An 18,833-nucleotide genomic window follows, 5' to 3' on the forward strand; every position below is an offset into this window, starting at 1 on the left:
CATGATCCCCACTATTCCATCACGGCAAGGGAATTCACAATGCAGTCCGCCGAAATCTCCTTTCTTGAACCGTTCTTCGGAATGGCGCGCGACGATCCGGACCGCCCAGCCGTCATCGACAACGGACTCGTCGTCGGATACGGCACCCTGGCCGGCTGGGCCCGGTCGGTGGCCCGGTCCGTCGCCCCGCGCACGGCGGAGCCGCAGCCGCCCGTGGGCATCGTCACCCACCACTCGGCCCGTGATGTGGCGGCGATCCTCGGGGTACTGGCGGCAGGCCGGGCGTACGTCCCTCTGGAGGCGGGCCACCCCGAGGCCCGGCTGGCGGGGATCCTGACCCGTCTCGGCTGCCGCGAAGCGGTGGCGACCGCCGAGTCCGGCTGGCAGCCCCCGGTGGAGAGCGTGATCCGTCCCCGCTGGGCGCTCACGGACGCGCCGCCGGCCGCCGGGGACGGCCTGCCGGTGGCACCCGGCCCCGAGGACCCGGCGTACGTCCTGTTCACCTCCGGCTCGACCGGTGACCCCAAGGGCGTCGTGGTCCCGCACCGGGCCCCGGCGGCGGTCGTACCGACACTGCGCACCCTGTACGGCGTCGGCCCGGACGCGTGCGTGCTGCACTTCCACGGCGCGGGCGGCGACACCAGCCTGGAGGAGATCCTGCCGACCCTGACCGGTGGCGCCACCCTCGTCCTGGACGACGCGGCCCAGGAGGGGTTCGGGCGGGTCGTGGAGGAGCAGGGGGTCTCGGTCGCGGTGCTGCCGACCGGGTTCTGGAACACCCTGACCGGCGACCTGCTCCACCAGGGCGCCGGGCTTCCCGCGTCGCTGCGGACGGTGGTGATCGGCGGGGAGGCGATCCGCGCGGACATGCTGGAGCGCTGGCGGCTGCTGGGCGCCGACGGCGTACGGCTGCTCAACACCTACGGCTCCACCGAGACCGCGCTCGTCACCCACGCGGTTCTCCTCGCCGGGCCGGGCGCTCCCCCGCTGCCGGAGACCGGCGGCGACCTGCCCATCGGCCACCCGCTGCCACACGTCGGCCAGCGAGTCGGCCCGGAGGGAGAGCTGTACGTCTCCGGCCCGAACCTGGCGCTCGGCTACCACCGCGCTCCCGCGACGACCGCCGCCCGCTTCGTGGAGAAGGACGGCCGCCGCTGGTACCGCACCGGCGACCTGGTGGAGGCGGCCGGGGACGGTGCGCTGGTGTTCCGAGGCCGCTCGGACCACCAGGTCAAGATCCGGGGCTACCGGGTGGACCTGCTCGGCGTGGAGGAGCTGATCGGGCGCTGCGAGGGGGTGGCGGCGGTGGCCGCGTCCCGTGTGGAGCGGGCAGGACACAGCACGCTGGCCGCCTTCTTCGTCCCGCTGCCGGACCACGGCCCGGGCGAGGTCGCGGCGGACGTCCGCGCCCGGCTGGCGCGGACCGCTCCCCCGCACCTGGTGCCGAGCCTCATCGTGCCGGTGGAGGCGCTGGAGCGGACCCACACCGGCAAGGTGGACCGCGACGCGACCCGGGACCGGCACCTGGACACCTCGGCGGCCCCCCGATGAGCGCCCAGGACGGCGGGACCGGGGCCCCTGAGCTGATCGCTCACGCCTCAAGGGAGTTGGGGATCGAACTCGATCCGACGTCGGCGCGGTCCGACGACTCGGGCTGGGACTTCCGGGTCACCCACGTCCGCGCCGCCGACGGCACCCCGTGGATACTGCGGCAGCCCCGACGCCCCGCCGCCTCGGAGCAACTCGCCGTCGAGGGTGCCGTCCTGAGCGCCGTGCGCGACCGGGTCCCGGTGCCCGTGCCGGACTGGCGGCTGCACACACCCGATCTGGTCGCCTATCCGAGTCTCCCCGGCGAGGCGGCGGGGCTGGAGGACCCCATCACGCTGGGCTACGGCTGGTCGATGGACCCGCTGGCCCACCCGGACCGCTATCTGGAGCCGCTGGCGCGCTCGTTGGTGGCGGTGCACTCCCTGCGCCCCGACGGGCGGTGGAACACCGCGGGCCGCCCGCCTGCCACCCCGGAGACCGTACGCGCCGGGATCGCGGTGAAGCTGGACCGCGCGCACACCGAACTCGGCCTGAGCGAGGCGCGGCTGGCCCGCTGGCGGCGATGGCTGGACGACGACCGGATGTGGCCCGGACAGCTGGCGCTCGTGCACGGGGACATCCACCCCGGCCACACGCTCGTGACCCGGCCGCGGCACGGACCACCGGCCCTGTCGGGCCTGCTGGACTGGGCGAACGCGGGCCCCGGGGACCCGGCGGCCGACTTCGCCGACATGCTCTACGCCGGAGGGGAACCGGTGCTCGACGGCCTGCTGGACGCCTACCGGGCGGCGGGCGGCGAGGTCCGCGACAGCCTGCGCGCGCACGTCCTGGCCCGGGCCTCGTTCCTGTGGGTCCATGTGGCGCTGCGCGGTCTGGACACCGGGCGCCCGGCGTGGGTCGAGCTCGCCCTGTCGAGGGTCGCCCGGTGACCGGCACGGGCGGAACCAGCCGCGTCGACGACTCACCCGGCACAGGCCGTTCGGACGCCCGAGGGGCCGTACGGGAGACAGGGGCGACGCCCGGCGGGACGCCGTACTCCCTGCACGGCACCGGGGAGCCGATCGTCCTCGTGGCGGGCGCGGGCGGTACGGGCAGGATCTGGGAGCGCCACACCGTCCCGGCCCTGACGGCCGCGGGCCGCCTCGTCGTCACTTTCGACCACGAAGCGGCCGATGAAGCCGAACTGGCCTTTGCTCTCGGCGAGTTACTCACCTCCCTGAAACTGACCTCCTGCCCGCTCGTCGGCCACTCCCTCGGCGCGCTCGCGGTCCAGGAGCTGCTTCTGACCGATCCGCGTCCGGCGGGCGGAGCGGTACTCGTCGCGACCCGAGGCCGTCCCGACCCGGTCGGCGAGGCACTGGCCCGGGCCGAGGACGCCTGCGCCAGGGCGGGCATCCGGCTTCCGCCGGAATACCAGGCGTCTGTCCGGCTGGCGCAGAACCTCTCGCCACGGACACTCGCGGACGACCGGGCGGTCACGGAATGGCTCGACATCTTCGAACTGGCCGCGCTCATGGAAGACCCTGCGACCCGGCCCCCGGGTCTCACGGTCACGGGAGACCCGGCGGCCCGGCCCTCTCGTCTCACGCTCACGGAAAACCCGGCAGCCCGTCTCACGCTCACGGAAAACCCGGCAGCCCTGCCCCCGCGTCGATCCGTCCGGAACCGGTTGGCCGAACTCGGCCGGATCACCACCCCCCTGCTGGTGGTCGGCTTCGCCGACGACGTCCTGGCACCCGCCCCGCTCGGGCGCGAGGTGGCCGGGGCGGTGCCCGGCGCCCGGTACGCGGAGCTGGCGGACACCGGCCACCTCGGCTTCCTGGAGCGGCCCGACGCCTTCCACACCGTCCTGCTGGACTTCCTCGCCACCCTGCCCCCGACCGACCCGGAGCCCTCCATGTCCCTTGAGTACCCGGTTGATTCCCCCGTGTCCCCTGACTCCTCCCTGCCCCTCGGTTCTCCCGCCACCGCCACCGTGCACGTCGTTCATGTCGGTGAAGAGGCTCCCGCGAGCTGGGCGGCAGCCGTCTACCTGTGCGGCCCCACGCCCGCCGACCCGGCCGAGCCGTCCTGGCGCCCGGAGGCCGTCGCCGCCCTGCGTGCCATCTGGCGGGGCGCGGGGACGCTGACCGTCTTCCTGCCCGAGCCCGCACCGGGCGGCTCCTACCCGGCGTACGCGGACCAGATCGAGTGGGAGGAGGACGCGATGCGCCGCTCCGACGTGATCCTGTTCTGGATTCCCCGCGACATGGAGCGGCTGCCGGGCCTGGTCTCCAACATCAAGTGGGGGGCCTGGTACGACTCGGGCCGGGCAGTGCTGGGCACGCCGCCGGAGGCCGAACGCATGGCGTATCTGCTGCACTTCGCCGAGGCCATCGGGGTGCCGGTGGAGCGGTCGATCGCGGGGGCGGCGGGCGCGGCCCTGCGAGCGGTGGGCCAGGGGTCCCCCCGTACGGGCGGGGAGCGGACGGTGCCGCTCCCGGTCTGGCGCTCGGAGCGCTTCCGCGCCTGGTACGCGGAGCGCACGGCGGCGGGCGACCGTCTGCTGGACGCCCGGGTGGAGTGGTACACCCGGGAGGGGGACGGAGCCGCATGGCTGCTCACCGTCACCGTCGCTCCGGGTGACGGCTCCGCCCGCGCCGTTCACCAGCTGCTGTCGGCTCAGGGGCAGGGCTTGCTCATGTAGAGAGCGTGCTCCCCGGCCGAGGAGGTGAACTCGTAGAGCGACGTGTCGAGGCCGCAGAGGGAGAAGCCCATCCGCCGGTAGGCGTGGATGGCGGGTGCGTTGATGTTGGTGACCTCAAGCCAGACCTGCCCGGCGCCGCGCTCCCGGGCGAACTCCTCCGCCCGGGCCATCAGCATCCTGCCGACGCCGCGCCCCCGGTGCCCGGGGGCGACCTCGATGTCCTCGATGGTGAGGCGGCGGTTCCACGGCGCGTACGAGACGGAGACGAAGCCCGCCAGGGACCCGTCGGCGCCGAGGGCGAGGAAGGTGGGGCTGTCCTGGTCGTCGCCGTCCTCGTCGTCGTCTCCGTCGGACTCGTCCTCGGGGAACACCTTGGTCAGGGGCCGGTCCACAGGGGTCTCCCGCAGGGTGAACCCGTTCTCGGCGATCTCCACACGGAAGACGGTGGTCGTGGTGAAGGAGCCGTCCAGCGCCTCGATGGCCTCGGCGTCCTCGGGGCGGGCGGTACGGAGAGCGTAAGTGGTGTCATCGACTGTGGTCATGACGTGACACTACGACCGCTGTCCGAGGCAGGGTCGGTATCCGGCCGTGATGCGGTGGGACAGCCTTCGTAACGGGAACGCCGGAGTGGGTGATCGCCCATCCCCAGATGCCTGGGGAGCCGGTGCTGGTGATCCCCTCGGAGTACGGCCGTTGGACCGGCACCGACGGAGTGCCGTCCCGTGACCGGCGCGACCGCGCCGTCGTGGTCGGCGCCCGGCCGGCCGCTGGTTCCGAGAACACGCATGGTCCCTCCTGAGGTCTGTGGAGCCACACTCCACAGACCTCACGCATGTGGGAGGCCATGGCCTTCCGTCAGGGCATGCCGGGCAGGGCGCTGAGGAACGCGTGGAGGCTGCGGCTGTTGACCGGGTCCTGCGCACGTGCGTCCGGGAACACCTCGCTGATGACGGCGTCGGCGTCCCGGTGCCGTGCCGCGGCCCGTACGGTCTCGCCCCAGCGCTCGTGCAGCAGTGCGAGCTGCGGCCGCCAGTCCAGTCCGGCCAGGCCCGGCGGTAGCCGGTCGATGTCCGCCGGGGGCGGGGCGGGCGACTCCGCGGCGGTGCCCGGCGAGAGGTTGACCGCGGTGAGGTCGTGCACCTCGCGGCGGGCCCGGCAGTCCTTCCGCAGCACCATGAAGCAGGTGTAGAGGCGGGAGGCACCGAGGGCGTCCGTGTGGGCGTCGAGGCGGCGCAGCAGTTCCTGGGGGGCGGCGCCGGGGTTGTACGGGGCGGCCCGGAGCGCGGTGAGTGCGCTGCGGGTGCGCATCGGCAGTCGTGCGTGAACGGTCACCAGCACCGAGCTGTCACCGGCGAGATCGAAGATCTCCGGCAGCGCCCAGGGGCCGACGAGGTCTCCGGCGCATTCGAAGCGCATCACCACCGCCCCGCCGTCGCGGAGCATCCGGGAGGCGTTCTCCCATACGGTCCGCACGACGGCGAGTCCGTCCGGGCCGCCGTTTCCGGCGGGGCTGTAGGCCACGGTGTCGGGGACGGGGAGGCCGGGCGGGTTGGCGGCGACGAGGTCGTAGCGGGCGGCGCCCGCCAGGGCCTGGTCTGCGTCCGCGTGCACGGGCTCGACACGGTCGGTGACCCCGTTGAGCGCGGCGGTGGCGGTGGTCGCGGCCACGCAGTCGGCGCTGATGTCGATCGCCGTGGTGCGCAGGCCGCGGGTGGCCAACGCGGAGGCGGTGAGCCCCGATCCGCAGCCGATCTCCAGGGCAGTGCCCTCGGCGTGCGTGCTCAGCACCCGGTCGGTGAACATCAACCCGTCCTCGCCGAGGTACACGCCGCTGCGGGGCGGGCGGGCGTGGTGGTCGGCGACGGTGAGCAGCCCGCGGAAGGCGGTGAAGTAGTGGTGGGCGGTGCGGTACGGGGCAGCGTCCGGAGCCGGGTCACTGTCGGCGGACCCGCCCGGGGATGCCATCAGGCCCAGGGCGGCCAGGGCATCGAACAGTTCGGGCGGCGGGGCGCTGCGCGACCGGCCGAGGTGCAGCAGGCTGAACAGGGGATCGTCGCCTGCCGGGTCGGTCAGCCACGGGTGGTGGATCGACCCGCCGGCCTGTCGGTACGCCTCCGCCCGTAACGGCCAGTCCAGCGCGCGCAGCACCTTCCCCAGCCGCGACCAGGCGACGAGATCGCCGCGGGGGGCGGGTGCAGGGGCGGGAGGCGCCGCCGGAGCGGTACCGGATGCGGTCACGGGAAGGCCCTCTGCTGTGGGCGGCTGTCCTGGCACAGTTGTCTCGGGCTCCTTCTGGGTTCGGGTGCCGAAGGGGTCGCCCCTGATGACCGGGGCGCGGAGCTCCGTGCGCGGTTCCTGCCGCCGCGCTTCGCGGGGCGGTCGCGCAACCTCGACCACCGATCCTGCCGAGTCGGGGAGTTGTGCACCACCGGCCGCATTGTGCGGAACGGTGTTGCCTTCAACTGCCGCACAAAACCGGCACCCGAGACCGGCCATGTGGTGGCCACGACATGGCCACCACATGGCCACCGCGCTGAGGCCAGTTCAAAGCCCTGCAGCGCAGAACCGCTACCGACTGCAAACTTCAGACCTACGCATTGTGACGCAGAGACCACACGTGCCCGATCAGCCCGGATTCCAAGGTCACCCAAAACAAGAAACCCCAGGTCAGACATCCGACCTGGGGTTTCACAACGGAGCCGCCTTCGGGATTCGAACCCGAGACCTACGCATTACGAGGGCCCACAAGATCATCCCGACTGGTGCCAGACGATGCCACAGACTGCCGTTTCCCCAGTTCAGAGACGTCCGACCGTGATCACCATGACGCTGGGTCCACCCTAGTGCCGTCCAGTCCGCTCACGCAGCGCTCACGCAGATCCTTCGGGGCTGCACCGCTGAGCAACGAGCCTGTAGGCGCGGCCGCCGAGGCCCTGCTACGCAGGCGTCGATGGACAGGCCCAACGGCCCTGCCTTCCGGCCGGGCGCCATCTGTACTGACCTCCCTACCGGGCAGGCGGGAGGACGCTCCAGCACATGCCCTCAAAACCGATAGGTCCGCGCGGCCGCCGTGCGGTCACCGAGATCGATAGCGCACACTGCCGCTTCCCCTTGTGTCACCAGGGCGCCCTCCTCGCCTGAGGATCATCAGGGCAACCGCAAATGCCGCTATCCACCCCGCAGCATGGCGTCCTCCTATAGGGTTCCCGACTAGGTGACGGTCTTTCAAAACGGGTGATGGATGTCCACTGTCGACGCTGCTCTGCGGGAGATCGAAGGACTGTGCAAGGCCGTCAAACTCGACCAGGCCCAGGACCTAGCCAACGGGTTGATAGAGGACCTTCCCATCCACGACCTGGAGGCGTGGGAGACCCGGATCCGAGACGTGTTCACACGCGCCTTCCTCAAGAAGCGACGGAACGCACTGCTGGCCCAGCTTGACGAGAAGTTGCATGGGCCGTCCCCCTCTGCAACCTCGGATACCGACGATCCAGCACAGGCGGAGGACGCCGAGGACGACTGGCTGCCAGAGTTCCTCGCGGCCCTCCAAGACCTCAGCGACCGACACATCTTCCAGTGGTCCACCTACTACCGGAACCGCCTCGCAGAGGACTTCACCTTCTTCCTGGAGCGCCTGGCGCACCCGGAGGAAGGCACGACGCTCCTCCCGAAGATCGCCCTCGCGCTATCCAGCCATGCTCAGGACATCTTCCAAAAGGGGTTCAACTACCAAATCTCGCAGGGTGAATCCGAGCACTACGCCCTGATGAAGTCACTGAACGGCCTGCAACGGTTCTTTGACCTGCCCATCGAGTTCTACTCCACGCTCCTGCCTGCCGCAGTGGACCTCGAGCCCGCACGTCGCCTCCGCACGCTGAACTCCTGCATGCTGTCTGCCCTCGTCGTGGGTTACGCCCAGGTCGACTTCGGCGGCCGCACCGGGCGGGACGTCCTCCTCGATCACAAGCGGACCTGGTTCCACACACTGCCCTTCCTCGTCACTGACGACTTACTCCTGGTCCAGCAGCGAATCGGCCGCAGCCACGTTATCCATGGCCTGCTGAACAGCGTCCTGCCCACCGTGTCCGCCTTCGATGTGCTGGGCAGCAACCGTCGACATGTACCGCTGCCGGCCCTGTCCCAGTATTCGGTGGCTGAGCAACGACTCGACATCTCTCTCCGACCGTCCACCCAGTCGCCGTACCAGCAGATGATCGAGGTTCAGTGCTACCTCGACGGTGGCTACGTCGACCGCCGCGACCTGGAGGAGGCTCACCGGAGGGGCGTCGCCGCCATCGTGGCGCCGCTGCCGTCCGACCTACGGGCCTTCGTCGAGCAGGACGAACGGCTGAGCGAGACCGTCGTCGTCCCGGGGGAAACCGGCTCCGACTCGGTGGCACAGACTCGGGACCAGGTACTCCAGCTCCTCGTGGCCCGCGCCTACCGGCAGGGCACCGCGTCGGTGCGCAACCAACGCCTCCAGTTCAACCTGGCTCGAGACTTCCCGCTGGAGGAACCCGGCAAGCTCAGGTTCTACCGCGTGCACCGGCACAGCGTGCACGATCTACTCCGGACCTTCGAGAGCCGCAACGGCGTCCGGCTCTGGTGCAGTGTTCGGCGCAGCGGCAAGACCACCGCCGGCTTCGATCTGGCGTCAACGACCGGGGAAGCGGTGGTGGTCAGCCAGACCTGCTCCTCCACCGGTGAAATCGCCAACGACGGTGACTGCTACGAGCGCATCTGCGACGCCCTGGACGAGGGCCGCCGCATCCCTGGCACGTTCTTCGCGAACCTGGTCAACCACTGTGCGGACGGTGCGGCGGCAGACAGTACGCGCACTGTGTTCGTTCTCGACGAGTACGAAACGCTCTTCGGAGTCCTCGGGCAGGCTCTGCGACGTGACCCCGGCATCAGGTACACGGTCGTCCAGCCCCTGCTCAACCAGATGGTTCAGTTCGCCAGGGAGAACCTCCTGGTGTTCCTCGGGCAGCAGCCTGACGCACATTTCATCCTGATGGAACAGAACCAGCTCAGTCCGTACGTACGTCAGGACCCCTTCCCTCTCTTTGCACACGAAAGCGGCTCGGAGGAAAGCGAGTTCGCCCGGTTCACGCAGAAGGTGTTGAGCCAGCAAGTGTCGATGGACGTGGGCTTCATCGACGCTGTTCATGCGGAGACGGCCGGCCACCCGTGGCTCACCGTGAACCTGCTGCGCGACTTCGTGGACTTCCTCATCCAGCAGGAACGGCGGCAGTCCGACCTGTACCTCAGGCAGGAAGATGCCGCCGAGTTCGCCGAGCTGCGGCTACGCGCGAGCCACATCAGTCGTAGCCGGGAGTACGAATTCTTTAGGAGGGCAGCCTCCGAGGCGATGGGCGAGCGTCAAGGCTCGGACACCGTGTGGCTACGCTCCGTATATCGCTGCCTGAGCGAGATCGTCCGCGCGTCGCCAGAGAGCATGCGGTGCAGCATGAAGGACTTCACCGACATCGTCGCGCGACTCGGGCCAGGGACCGGTATCAGCGCCGACCGCCTGCTGTCCAGCGCAACGGAGAGCAACTTCCTCAACCACGATAACGAATGGGTGTGGCCCAAGATTCGCCTGCTGGGCCGAATCGCCGCCACCACACAAGGAGAAGTGACCGCGTGAGCCCCACGGCCTTCGGCGACGATCAGCTCCCGCCAGCCCGCCTTGCCGCCGAGATCAGAGACCGGCTCGCCGCGTCGGACAGTGAGCTGAGCGGGTTCTGGTTCCAGGTTCGGGAGAACCGGTCCGACTACGCCCTAGAGGTGCAGGAACACCTCGCGGGCCATCCCGTGGCGGTCCTGGTGGTGCGCAAGACCCGCTTCGACAACACCAATGCGGTACTCGACGACTTCGTCGAACTGCTCCAGGACAACCAGGAAGCGTGCGAAAAGCACCTGATCGGTGACGTCACCACGGACCGGCGGGCGGTGGTGCTCCTGGCGCGCAACACCCTGGACTTCCCCCAGATCTCCTCCCCGGTCATCCTGCCGGCGTGGTTCCCGCGACTCGGCGGCCGACTGGCCAACGTCATCATTGAGGACCTCACCTGGCGCGTCGCCTGTCCTCTCAACGCGGAGGAAACCGCCGTCGACCAACTCTGCCAGCTTGTCTTCGCCCTGGAAGGGACCATGCTGGAGCGACTCCAGCAGGTGCAAGCACAGAAGAAGTCCGAAGCGGCTTCTTTCTGGGATCACGTGAAGCGCGACAAGGACACGCACAGCTCCTTCGGGGACTTCCTCGAAGGCGTACGAGATGCACGACGCGGGGTGCTCAACCCGTCCTCGTACCGCCCCAGCGTGCGGGACGGCAATTCGCTGCTGGCCCGTATCTGGGGTAAGACACAGGGGACCGCCCCCGATTCCATGGGACGTCTGGCTAAGGCCCTCGCCCGTGCCCTGGCACTCCCCGACTCGCTGGACCCTTCCTGGCACCGCAGCCTGGTCGCCGTCCTGTTCCGCCCACCCAACGACTCAACCCCAGATACTCAGGCCCTCTTCGCTTCCAACCTGCTGACCACAATTCTTGCCACCTGCCAACTGATCACGGCCGCCGCCCACGCCGATGCCTACCCCAGTTACCCGGTACCCCTGATTCGCTCGACGTCCTTTGACCTCCGCCAAACCCTCGCCGATGCTAGACGGACCCTCATCACCCTCGATCCGTACACAGGATGAACAAGTCCTGTGCCTGCTCTCCCTCCCCTTGAGCAGGGCGAGCAGGCACAGGCCCTTCGTCGTGTCTCCCTGATCTCAAGAATGTGGGTACGGTTTGATCGACATGGGGTGTGGCCTCCGTGTTCGACCGCCATCCTGAGGTGACGACGGCGCAGAGCTCTGGGTCCTGTCGACACAGGTGGCTACGCCGGCTGGCGGGCTATCCGACGACCGCAAGCCCGCAGGTATCTGGTGTTGCCAGAGGCGACCACCCGTACGAGTCATTGCTCCTGGCTCGGCTGCGGGGTGAGCTGTTGCCATGCATCGCTGGTCTCCCCTGAACGAACGACAGCTCGCCCTGCTCGGCCGACTCGCGAACGGCAAGGAGTCCGAGGCTTGGGACCCCGGTGAGTTCCGCACGGCCTACGCGCTGCGCGACCGAGGGCTGGTGACGATCAAGCGCAGTGGGGGCGAGATGGATGCCCAGGTCACTGAGGCAGGCACCTTCTACATCAAGCACGGCCACCACCCGGACGATCCCGCGCACGCTGGGGAAGAGAAGGCCGCCAAGGGGAAAGCGGCAGGCAGCACCCGCTCCGCGCCCTACGCCGACAGGCCAGTGACACTCGCCCGCCGGACCAAGGCGAAGGAACTCATCGAGCGACTCGTTACGGACAGGCGGGTCACCTTCACCAAGCCCGACGACGCCACGGTGACGGAGTGGCGACGCGTGATCGACTACGCGAAGCGCCACAGCCTAATCCCTGCGGGTAAGCGCATCGAAAGTCTCCGCATGTGGAATCGCGACCTGCAGATCTCTCTAGTCGAGGGGCCACACCCCAACTCACTGCGACAAAGGCCGGACGAGGCGCCGCCCGTCCACGTACCCACTCAGTTGCGCTCTCCGCATCCGGTGGTGGCCGCACTGAGAGACGACGAGGGCCGACTCGTCATGCCCGCCCCGCTGCGCCGCCGATCGTTGCTGCTTCTCCAGGGCCTCGCCGCCGAGGCAGTACGTCGAGGGCACAAGGTGCAGGAGCATGAAGTCCCCTCCCGCCGGCGCAGCCGTGCCTACACGTACAACGGGCGGCACTACCCCTCCAGCTACTCCCTCCGCGAGGGCGAACTGGACCTGGTCGTGAACGGCTTCACCTACACCGTCACGATCCAACAGGAGTCTCCCCAGTCCGCCGACCCAGAGCGCTCGAAGAGCCTCGTGATCGAACTCGGCTACAGTCAAGCCAGCCGGCAGTCCCGCTGGGCCGACCGCAAGCGCTGGGTGCTGGAGGACATCCTGGGAGCCGTGCTCCGGGAGATCGAGACCCGCGCCGTAGAGGACGCCCAACGGAAGGCGGACGAAGAGCGGGCCAAGGCTGAGCGCGAGGTCCGTTGGCGGGCGGCCATGGAGAAGGCGAAGGAGCTGGCCGCCCAGGAGCAATATGCCGAGGTACTCCGCGCGCAGACCCGCCAGTGGCAGGAAGCGGCGGACCTGAGCGCGTACTGCGACGCCCTGGAACGCCGACTGGAAGACCCGTCTGGACAAGATGAGGCGGCGGTGGACTCAGCACAACGCTGGCTGACCTGGGCGCGCCGTTACGTTCAGAGCCTCGACCCACTGACCCGTCTACCCGCCCTGCCCACCGCTCGCGAACCGAAGCCCGAGGAGCTCGCGCCCTACCTGAACGGCTGGAGCCCGCATGGCCCCGAAGCGCACCGCGGCTGGGGAGCCCGCTGAAGAGAAACGGGAACCCCCACACGAGGCGCTCCCACACCGAGCTGGTGCCGGCCTCGCGCCTTGGGCGGGACCGGCACCGGCGGAAGATCCCCGGACCTACGCCTCCGCGATGACTTCCTCAGCTGCGACGTCCGGCTTGACCTCGCCACCCAGTGCCTCGGCGATCGCCTCAAACTCGGCGAGGGCTGCCTGGAGGTCCTCCACGATCTCCTGGGCGATGACCTCGGGAGGGAGCAGGCTGTCAGCGTCGTCGAGCGCCGGGTCCTTCAACCACGTGACGTCGAGGTTGACCTTGTCACGGGCAACGAGCTCGTCGTACGTGAACCGCTTGAAGCGGCCGTCCTCGGTCTCCTTGCGCGCAGACCGGTCGTCCGCCTTGTACGCCTCGATGAAGTCGGCCAGGTCAGCCAGGCGGAGGGGACGCTGCTTGAGCGTGAAGTGCATCCCGGTCCGGAAGTCGTACACCCAGACCTCGGACGTGTTGGGTACGTCGTCGGCCCGCGGGGGCTTCTTCTCGAAGAACAGGACGTTCGCCTTCACGCCGCCGGCGTAGAAGATGCCCGTGGGCAGGCGCAGGATCGTGTGCAGGTTGAACTCCTGGAGGAGGCGCCGCCGGATCTTCTCGCCAGCCCCGCCCTCGAACAGGATGTTGTCGGGCAAAACAACTGCCGCGCGACCGTCCATCTCCAGCAGCGACATGATGTGCTGCAGGAAGTTCAGCTGCTTGTTGGTCGTCGTCGCCCGGAAGTCAGACCGGTCGTACGTGATGTCCTCACGGTCGGTCTTGCCGTCCGTGCCCACCACAGTGATCGCCGACTTCTTACCGAACGGCGGGTTCGCCAGAACCAGTGACGCCCGGTCGCTGGGAGCATCGGCAAGCGCGTCGCCGGTGGTGACGAGAGACTCACCACCAGCTTCGCCGATGCCGTGAAGCAGCATGTTCATCGCGGCGAGGCGGGCTGTGCCTGGGACGAGCTCGTTTCCCCAGATGCTGCCCTGACCAAGCCCGAGGCGCTGCTCTCGGGTGAGGCCCTTGAGGTGGTGCTCGCGGATGTAGCTGTGCGCAGCAATCAGGAAGCCGGCGGTTCCGCAGGCCGGGTCCGTGATCCTGTCCTTGGGGCCAGGCCGCATCACATGCACCATGGCATCGATCAGGGGGCGCGGTGTGAAGTACTGTCCGGCGCCGGTCTTGGTGTCCTCAGCCCCCTTGGCGAGCAGACCCTCGTATGCGTCCCCCTTAAGGTCGGTGCCTTCGAGGACCCAGTCCGTCTTACCAATCAGGTCGACTACAAGCTTCTCGAGGAGAGCTGGCTCGGTGATCCTGTTCTGAGCCTTTGCGAAGACTGTTCCCAGCGTCGTGCCAGGGCGCTTTCCAAGTTCGGCGAGCACAGCGCGATAGTGCACCTCCAGCTCCTCGCCACGCTTGGAGACAAGAGACTGCCAGTCGTAAGCAGGCGGCACGATGGGACCGGCCGCCTCCTCAGCGAACGGATCCGCACCCAACTCGTCGGCCATCTTTAGGAATAGAAGGAACGAGAGCTGTTCGACGTACTCGATGGTCGACAGCCCATTGTCGCGAAGGACGTTGCAGTAGTTCCAGAGCTTGGCGACAAGCGAGCCGGTCTGCGCGGTTACCTTGGCAGGGGCAGTCGAATTGATCTCAGTAGTGCCCACTAGAGCTCGAACTCCTGCTGAATCTCGGCGTGAGGTGTCGGGGGCGCGACAGCAGAAGAAGACGGCAAAGACGCAGGTCCAGCCTCGGTGCTCTTCTTGCGTGCCCGGCGGGCGCGCTTTGGCGGATTGCCAGCTGCTTGCAGTTCTTCTCCAAGCCGATCGAACAGCAAGCTGGCGGCCTCCTCACTTGGATCCTGAGGAACGAGAGCGCCTGTGAAGGCGCGATACAGGAGGGATTTCCGCAAGCTGGCCGCGCGCAACTGCGCAAGTTCGATACCCCTTTCTGCCATGTCGAGGCGCGAAAGATAGGCATCGAGAGCCCCAACGATCCGCCTTTGCTCATCGATTGGCGGAACGGGTAGCTCTATACCCTCAAGGATCTTCTGGTTGATCTTGTAAATTCCCGCAGTCGTGCGAACCGAATCCTCGATTTGGCTCCTCACGATACTGGAATCCCAAATGAACTCCAGATACTCAGAGAGAATCATAGAACGTCGGACTCGAACGCGAATCATAGTATCCGGAAACGCGACCGGAAACGTCACGCACTTAACCGTCGCACCGCGCCCAACAAGATTCCGAGAGCCGTTTCCGCGACTCAGAAGAAAGTCTCCTTCAGATACCAGAAACGGGGCCGCCTCATCTTCGTTCCACGCCCCAGATTTGTGCTCCGAAAGGTCGACTCCACCACGCTTAAGTGCAGTAAGACGCAAGACCGGGAATCCACCATCCATGCTGCGCACGGAACGGCCATTAATCAACGGCTCACTCAGTACGTCTGCCAGACGGACACGCACCCACCCGGGCGGAAGTTCCGTGGTGCTCAAGCCAGTTCTCGATTCAGCTCATTCAGGAAGTCATGCGGGTTGCGCCCTGGAAATGCCAAGGCCAGCCCCCTGCCGCCGCCGCGGCTGACGAACGGTTCGGCTCGGAAGTCGGGAGGAGCGATGCCGACGTCGCTGGCGACAACATCGCGGATGCCCTCCAGCCACCACATCTGGTCCTCCGTGAAGTCCACGCCGGCCTGCCGCTGCCGGAGTAGCCAGCCTTCGAAGCGCTCCTCTACCGTCTCACGGTACGGCTTGAGCTCCGAATCCACGCCGAGCTCGTACCGGATGAGCGAGATGAGGTCGGGCACGCCGGCCTCCCTGCCCGGCTGCTCAGTGGCACGGCCGAGGTCCTCGTAGTACGTCCACAGGACCTGCGGGGTCCATGCGAAGTCGGGGCGCCGAATCTTGTCGGCCAGCGCCTTTAGCGCCGTGTACGCCTCCGTCGGGCCGACCGAGCGAGGGCTGGAGAGTGCGATGGAGATCGCGGCGATCTTGTCGCGTTCATCCTCGAGCAAGCGACTCCAACGGTCGACCTGCTCGCGTGCCCGCTCCTCGCGGGGAATCGCGTGAACGTTAGTGACGGCGACCGCAGTGGTCTCATCCATCACGTAGTCCTTGTCCCGGCGGATCTCGATGATCAGCCGGCGCAGGTCGGGGCTGGCGGTGAGAGGAGCGACGGCAGAAACAATCAAGGCGTGGGCTGCCTTCTCGCCGCCCTCCGCCGTGGCCCGGTCTTGCCTGTCGGGGTCGGCGGCCTGGACGATCTTGCTCGCGATATCCGAGAGGGTGAGGCCGGCTGCCGCCTTGGTGATCTGATCGCGCTCGCCGTCGTTGAGCTGCTGATTCAGTCGGGCGAGGCGACCGGCAAGGATCTCCGCCTCCGAGGCGCTGATCGACTTGGTGCCGGCCTTGTCGAGGAGCTTGGCCAGGGAGACCTGGCGCTCCCCGGCCGGAACGAGCGGTCGTGCATCCACAAGCGGGGAGTCGGTAACACCGACTGCGTCCACAAGGACGAAGCGCTCCTTGCGCACCCGGTCATCTCCGCCTGGGGTCACCTCAAGCAGCTCGGTGGCGTCGATAGTGCGGGCGCCACGTCCCTTCATCTGCTCGAAGAGGACCGCGCTGCGTACCTCCCGCAGGAAGATCACGCACTCCAGTGCCTTAACGTCGGTGCCGGTCGCGATCATGTCGACGGTCACGGCAATCCGCAGGCGGGGGGACGTCCGCAGGGCACGAATCAGCTCGTCAGGGTCCTCGCCGGCCTTGCGGCTCTTGTAGGTGATCTTCTTGGCAAACTCGTCACCCCGCCCGAAGACTTCCTTGGCCTGAGCGAGAACGTCCTCAGCGTGGTCCTCACCCACCGCGAAGATCAGCGTCTTGGGGACTTCCTTGCGGCCGGGGAACCACCGTTGCCAGTTGTCCCGATAGGCGGTGAGAACGGCTCGGATCTCGTCGACGGCTACCACCGAGCGTCCGATCTGACGGGTGGTGTAGGTGAAGTCGTCCGCCAGCTGCTCGTAGCGCTGGTAGCGGGTCTTGCGGTCGCGGATCTTGACCGTGGTGCCCTCTTCTATGGTCGCGCCGCCGTTCTCCCGCAGATCTGTGTGAATGCGGATGACGTCGAAGTCGACGTTGACACCGTCGGCCACTGCCTGGGGGTAGGTGTACTCGGAGACCAGGTTCCGGCCGAAGAATCCAAGGGTCTGAAGGGTCGGAGTGGCGGTCAGCCCGACGAGGTGGGCGTCGAAGTACTCCAGCACCGCACGCCAGAGGCCGTAGATCGAGCGGTGGCATTCGTCCACGATGATCAGATCGAAGGACTCGATCGGCACAGCCGGGTTGTAGCCCACCTCGATGGGCTTCTCTGCGGCGTAGGACTCTTCGTACGCCGTGTCGTCGTTCGCCTCGTCTATCGGGTCGTCGTCGACGAGCTGCTCACCGGTCAGTAGGCGGTACATCTTCTGGATGGTGCAGATCACCACCGAGCTGCTGTCCTGCAGTCCCGCCGCGCCCAGGCGGTCGACGTTGTAGATGTCGGAGAACTTGCGGCCGTCGTCCGGGGTCGTGAACTTTCGGAACTCGTCCAGCGCCTGCTTACCGAGGTTGTTTCGGTCTACCAGGAACAGCACACGGCGGGCTCGGGCGTGCTTGAGCAGCCGGTACGTCTGGGAGACGGCGGTGTAAGTCTTGCCCGCGCCGGTCGCCATCTGAATCAGGGCCCGCGGCTTGTCCAGGGCGAGTGAGCCCTCCAGCCCCTTGATTGCCTCGATCTGCGCCGGCCGAAGACCGTTGCGGTGAAGCTCCGGAACACTGCGCAAGGCGGCGCGGAAGGTCCGGGCCGCTGGGTGCTCCTCGGCACGGCGCATCCAGTCGGCGATGGTCTCCGGCTTATGGAAGGCGAACACCTCACGGGAGCGCGCCTCGGGGTCCAACCGATTGATGAAGTAGGTCTCAGTGCCCGTGGTCGCGTACCGGAAGGCGAACGGCTCATCCTCGCGCCACACGGCGAGCCGGTGCTCCTTGAGCACTCCGCCGGCGTAGCGGTCGTTCTGAGCGACTGCGCTGGCCAGGTGCGTGCCCTCACGCTTGGCCTCGATGACGCCAGCGATCTGTCCGTCCACGTACAGGACATAGTCGGCCCGTCCAGTGGCGAGCGTGAACTCACGCACGGCCACGCCACGGCCAGCCATGGGATTGACCTCGCTGCGGTCCTGCACCACCCAGCCGGCGGCGCGCAGCAGCTTGTCGATCTCCTTACGGGCTTCGATCTCGTTCAGCGGAGCCCGCCGCTGCGCGCGATGGATGATCTCGTCGCGGGCGGCCGGATCGACCTTGCGCGGGGCCTGACGGGCCTCTTCGTAGGCGGCCGTCTGAGCAACGCGCATCTCGGCGACCTGCGCTGCCAACTGCTCGATCTGAGCCAGGAGCTCCGCGTTGTTCACGCTGGCACTGGCGATGAGACGTTCCGCCTCGGCCCGAGCCTTCCGCTCGGCCTCCAGCTCGCTCGCGGACTCAGTGAGGCGCGTGCGCGCGTCGGTCAGGGCCTGACGGTGCCCGTCCAGGGCCTCGTTCAGTTCCGCGACCTCATCGGGATCCGAGAGGCGTTCGACCGCCTGCGGATCCGTAGGCGGCACGAACTCCGCCACCGTGCGACGCCCGGAGATCGCGTCGTGGAACCACAGGCCGAGCTTGTAGCAGACCCGAACGGCGTCCAACGCTCGTGGCGTGTCGAACAGATGAGCATGGGCGGCCTTGTTGCGGTCCACCCGCAGCTGGTCAAAATCCCGACGCGTCTCGGGGATCAGGACGCCGGCTCGAGTCAGGGCGGTCAGTCGGTCGATCTGCCGGTCGCCATCCACTCGCATGCCGATCCGGGTGATCAGCTCCTCTGCGAGAACCTCACCGAATTGGCCTGCCTGGACGAGCGAGGAGTTCGGGTTCGTGAAGACCGTGGCCTCGGCCTGGGCGCCATAGAGCGACAGCAGGGGCTTCAGTGGATAGAGGATGCCGAAGTTCGGAGAGGACTTCGCCAGTTTCCGCAGCCGCTCGTCCATGTCCCCCACCAGCTACTCCATCCTCGTGGCGCCTGACCGCGTTGCCGCCCTTGCTGTGTCGAAGACACACAGTCTAGGAGGACGTGATCAGTAAGCAGAAGGGAATTGGACAGGTAGGGCAGACC

11 protein-coding genes are annotated in these 18,833 nt (G+C 68.0%); 6 read left to right on the plus strand and 5 right to left on the minus strand.

Annotated elements, in window-relative coordinates; genetic code table 11:
* Positions 1–39 precede the first annotated feature (39 nt).
* From C593_RS0102840 to C593_RS33225, 3 genes are read left to right on the plus strand one after another with little or no spacing between them, the layout of a single operon-like run.
* Positions 40–1,551 (plus strand): AMP-binding protein, encoded by a 1,512-nt coding sequence (locus C593_RS0102840; protein WP_018845801.1) that lies wholly within the window; start codon positions 40–42, stop codon positions 1,549–1,551.
* Positions 1,548–2,477, plus strand: coding sequence for a macrolide 2'-phosphotransferase (locus C593_RS0102845; protein WP_078521130.1), 930 nt, complete (start codon positions 1,548–1,550; stop codon positions 2,475–2,477). Before C593_RS0102840 ends, C593_RS0102845 begins: the two co-directional genes overlap by 4 nt.
* Positions 2,474–4,234 carry an alpha/beta fold hydrolase gene (locus C593_RS33225; RefSeq protein WP_018845803.1) on the plus strand — a complete coding sequence of 587 codons (1,761 nt, stop codon included), beginning with the start codon at positions 2,474–2,476 and terminating at the stop codon, positions 4,232–4,234. Before C593_RS0102845 ends, C593_RS33225 begins: the two co-directional genes overlap by 4 nt.
* Here the strand turns inward: C593_RS33225 and C593_RS0102860 are convergent.
* Positions 4,210–4,776 (minus strand): GNAT family N-acetyltransferase, encoded by a 567-nt coding sequence (locus C593_RS0102860; protein WP_018845804.1) that lies wholly within the window; start codon positions 4,774–4,776, stop codon positions 4,210–4,212. The two genes, C593_RS33225 and C593_RS0102860, sit on opposite strands and share 25 nt — an antisense overlap.
* Positions 4,777–5,089: 313 nt before the next feature.
* Positions 5,090–6,472: a methyltransferase domain-containing protein gene (locus C593_RS30860; RefSeq protein ID WP_158686792.1), complete on the minus strand. Its 1,383-nt coding sequence runs from the start codon at positions 6,470–6,472 to the stop codon at positions 5,090–5,092.
* Between the two features lie 1,003 nt (positions 6,473–7,475).
* Between C593_RS30860 and C593_RS0102875 the strand changes: the two genes are divergently transcribed.
* The 3 genes from C593_RS0102875 (at position 7,476) to C593_RS0102885 (ending at position 12,650) form a co-directional block, all read left to right on the plus strand.
* Positions 7,476–9,884, plus strand: coding sequence for a hypothetical protein (locus C593_RS0102875; protein ID WP_018845807.1), 2,409 nt, complete (start codon positions 7,476–7,478; stop codon positions 9,882–9,884).
* Complete coding sequence (locus C593_RS0102880) at positions 9,881–10,936, plus strand: hypothetical protein (protein WP_018845808.1); 1,056 nt, start codon at positions 9,881–9,883, stop codon at positions 10,934–10,936. Before C593_RS0102875 ends, C593_RS0102880 begins: the two co-directional genes overlap by 4 nt.
* Positions 10,937–11,234: 298 nt before the next feature.
* Positions 11,235–12,650, plus strand: a complete 1,416-nt coding sequence (locus C593_RS0102885; RefSeq protein ID WP_018845809.1) for a hypothetical protein — start codon at positions 11,235–11,237, stop codon at positions 12,648–12,650.
* Positions 12,651–12,746: 96 nt separating this feature from the next.
* On the opposite strand, the gene C593_RS0102890 is transcribed toward C593_RS0102885, so the two are convergent.
* The 3 genes from C593_RS0102890 to C593_RS0102895 are packed head-to-tail and all read right to left on the minus strand — an operon-like array spanning position 12,747 to position 18,708.
* A complete protein-coding gene (locus C593_RS0102890) occupies positions 12,747–14,324 on the minus strand; it encodes an HsdM family class I SAM-dependent methyltransferase (RefSeq protein ID WP_018845810.1) in 1,578 nt (525 codons plus the stop codon).
* A complete protein-coding gene (locus C593_RS31220; RefSeq protein ID WP_486591075.1) occupies positions 14,324–15,121 on the minus strand; it encodes a restriction endonuclease subunit S in 798 nt (265 codons plus the stop codon). Before C593_RS31220 ends, C593_RS0102890 begins: the two co-directional genes overlap by 1 nt.
* Before the next feature lie 26 nt (positions 15,122–15,147).
* Positions 15,148–18,708: a DEAD/DEAH box helicase family protein gene (locus C593_RS0102895; RefSeq protein ID WP_026277290.1), complete on the minus strand. Its 3,561-nt coding sequence runs from the start codon at positions 18,706–18,708 to the stop codon at positions 15,148–15,150.
* Positions 18,709–18,833 lie beyond the last annotated feature (125 nt).

The sequence above is a fragment of the Streptomyces sp. CNT372 genome (genome assembly GCF_000377145.1).

Bases quoted from the DNA above. Each gene is read 5' to 3' on its own strand.
- C593_RS0102885 (WP_018845809.1), top strand. From the start codon at position 11,235: ATGCATCGCTGGTCTCCCCTGAACGAACGACAGCTCGCCCTGCTCGGC.
- C593_RS0102875 (WP_018845807.1), top strand. From the start codon at position 7,476: ATGTCCACTGTCGACGCTGCTCTGCGGGAGATCGAAGGACTGTGCAAG.
- C593_RS0102895 (WP_026277290.1), bottom strand. From the start codon at position 18,708: ATGGACGAGCGGCTGCGGAAACTGGCGAAGTCCTCTCCGAACTTCGGC.
- C593_RS0102845 (WP_078521130.1), top strand. From the start codon at position 1,548: ATGAGCGCCCAGGACGGCGGGACCGGGGCCCCTGAGCTGATCGCTCAC.
- C593_RS0102840 (WP_018845801.1), top strand. From the start codon at position 40: ATGCAGTCCGCCGAAATCTCCTTTCTTGAACCGTTCTTCGGAATGGCG.
- C593_RS0102860 (WP_018845804.1), bottom strand. From the start codon at position 4,776: ATGACCACAGTCGATGACACCACTTACGCTCTCCGTACCGCCCGCCCC.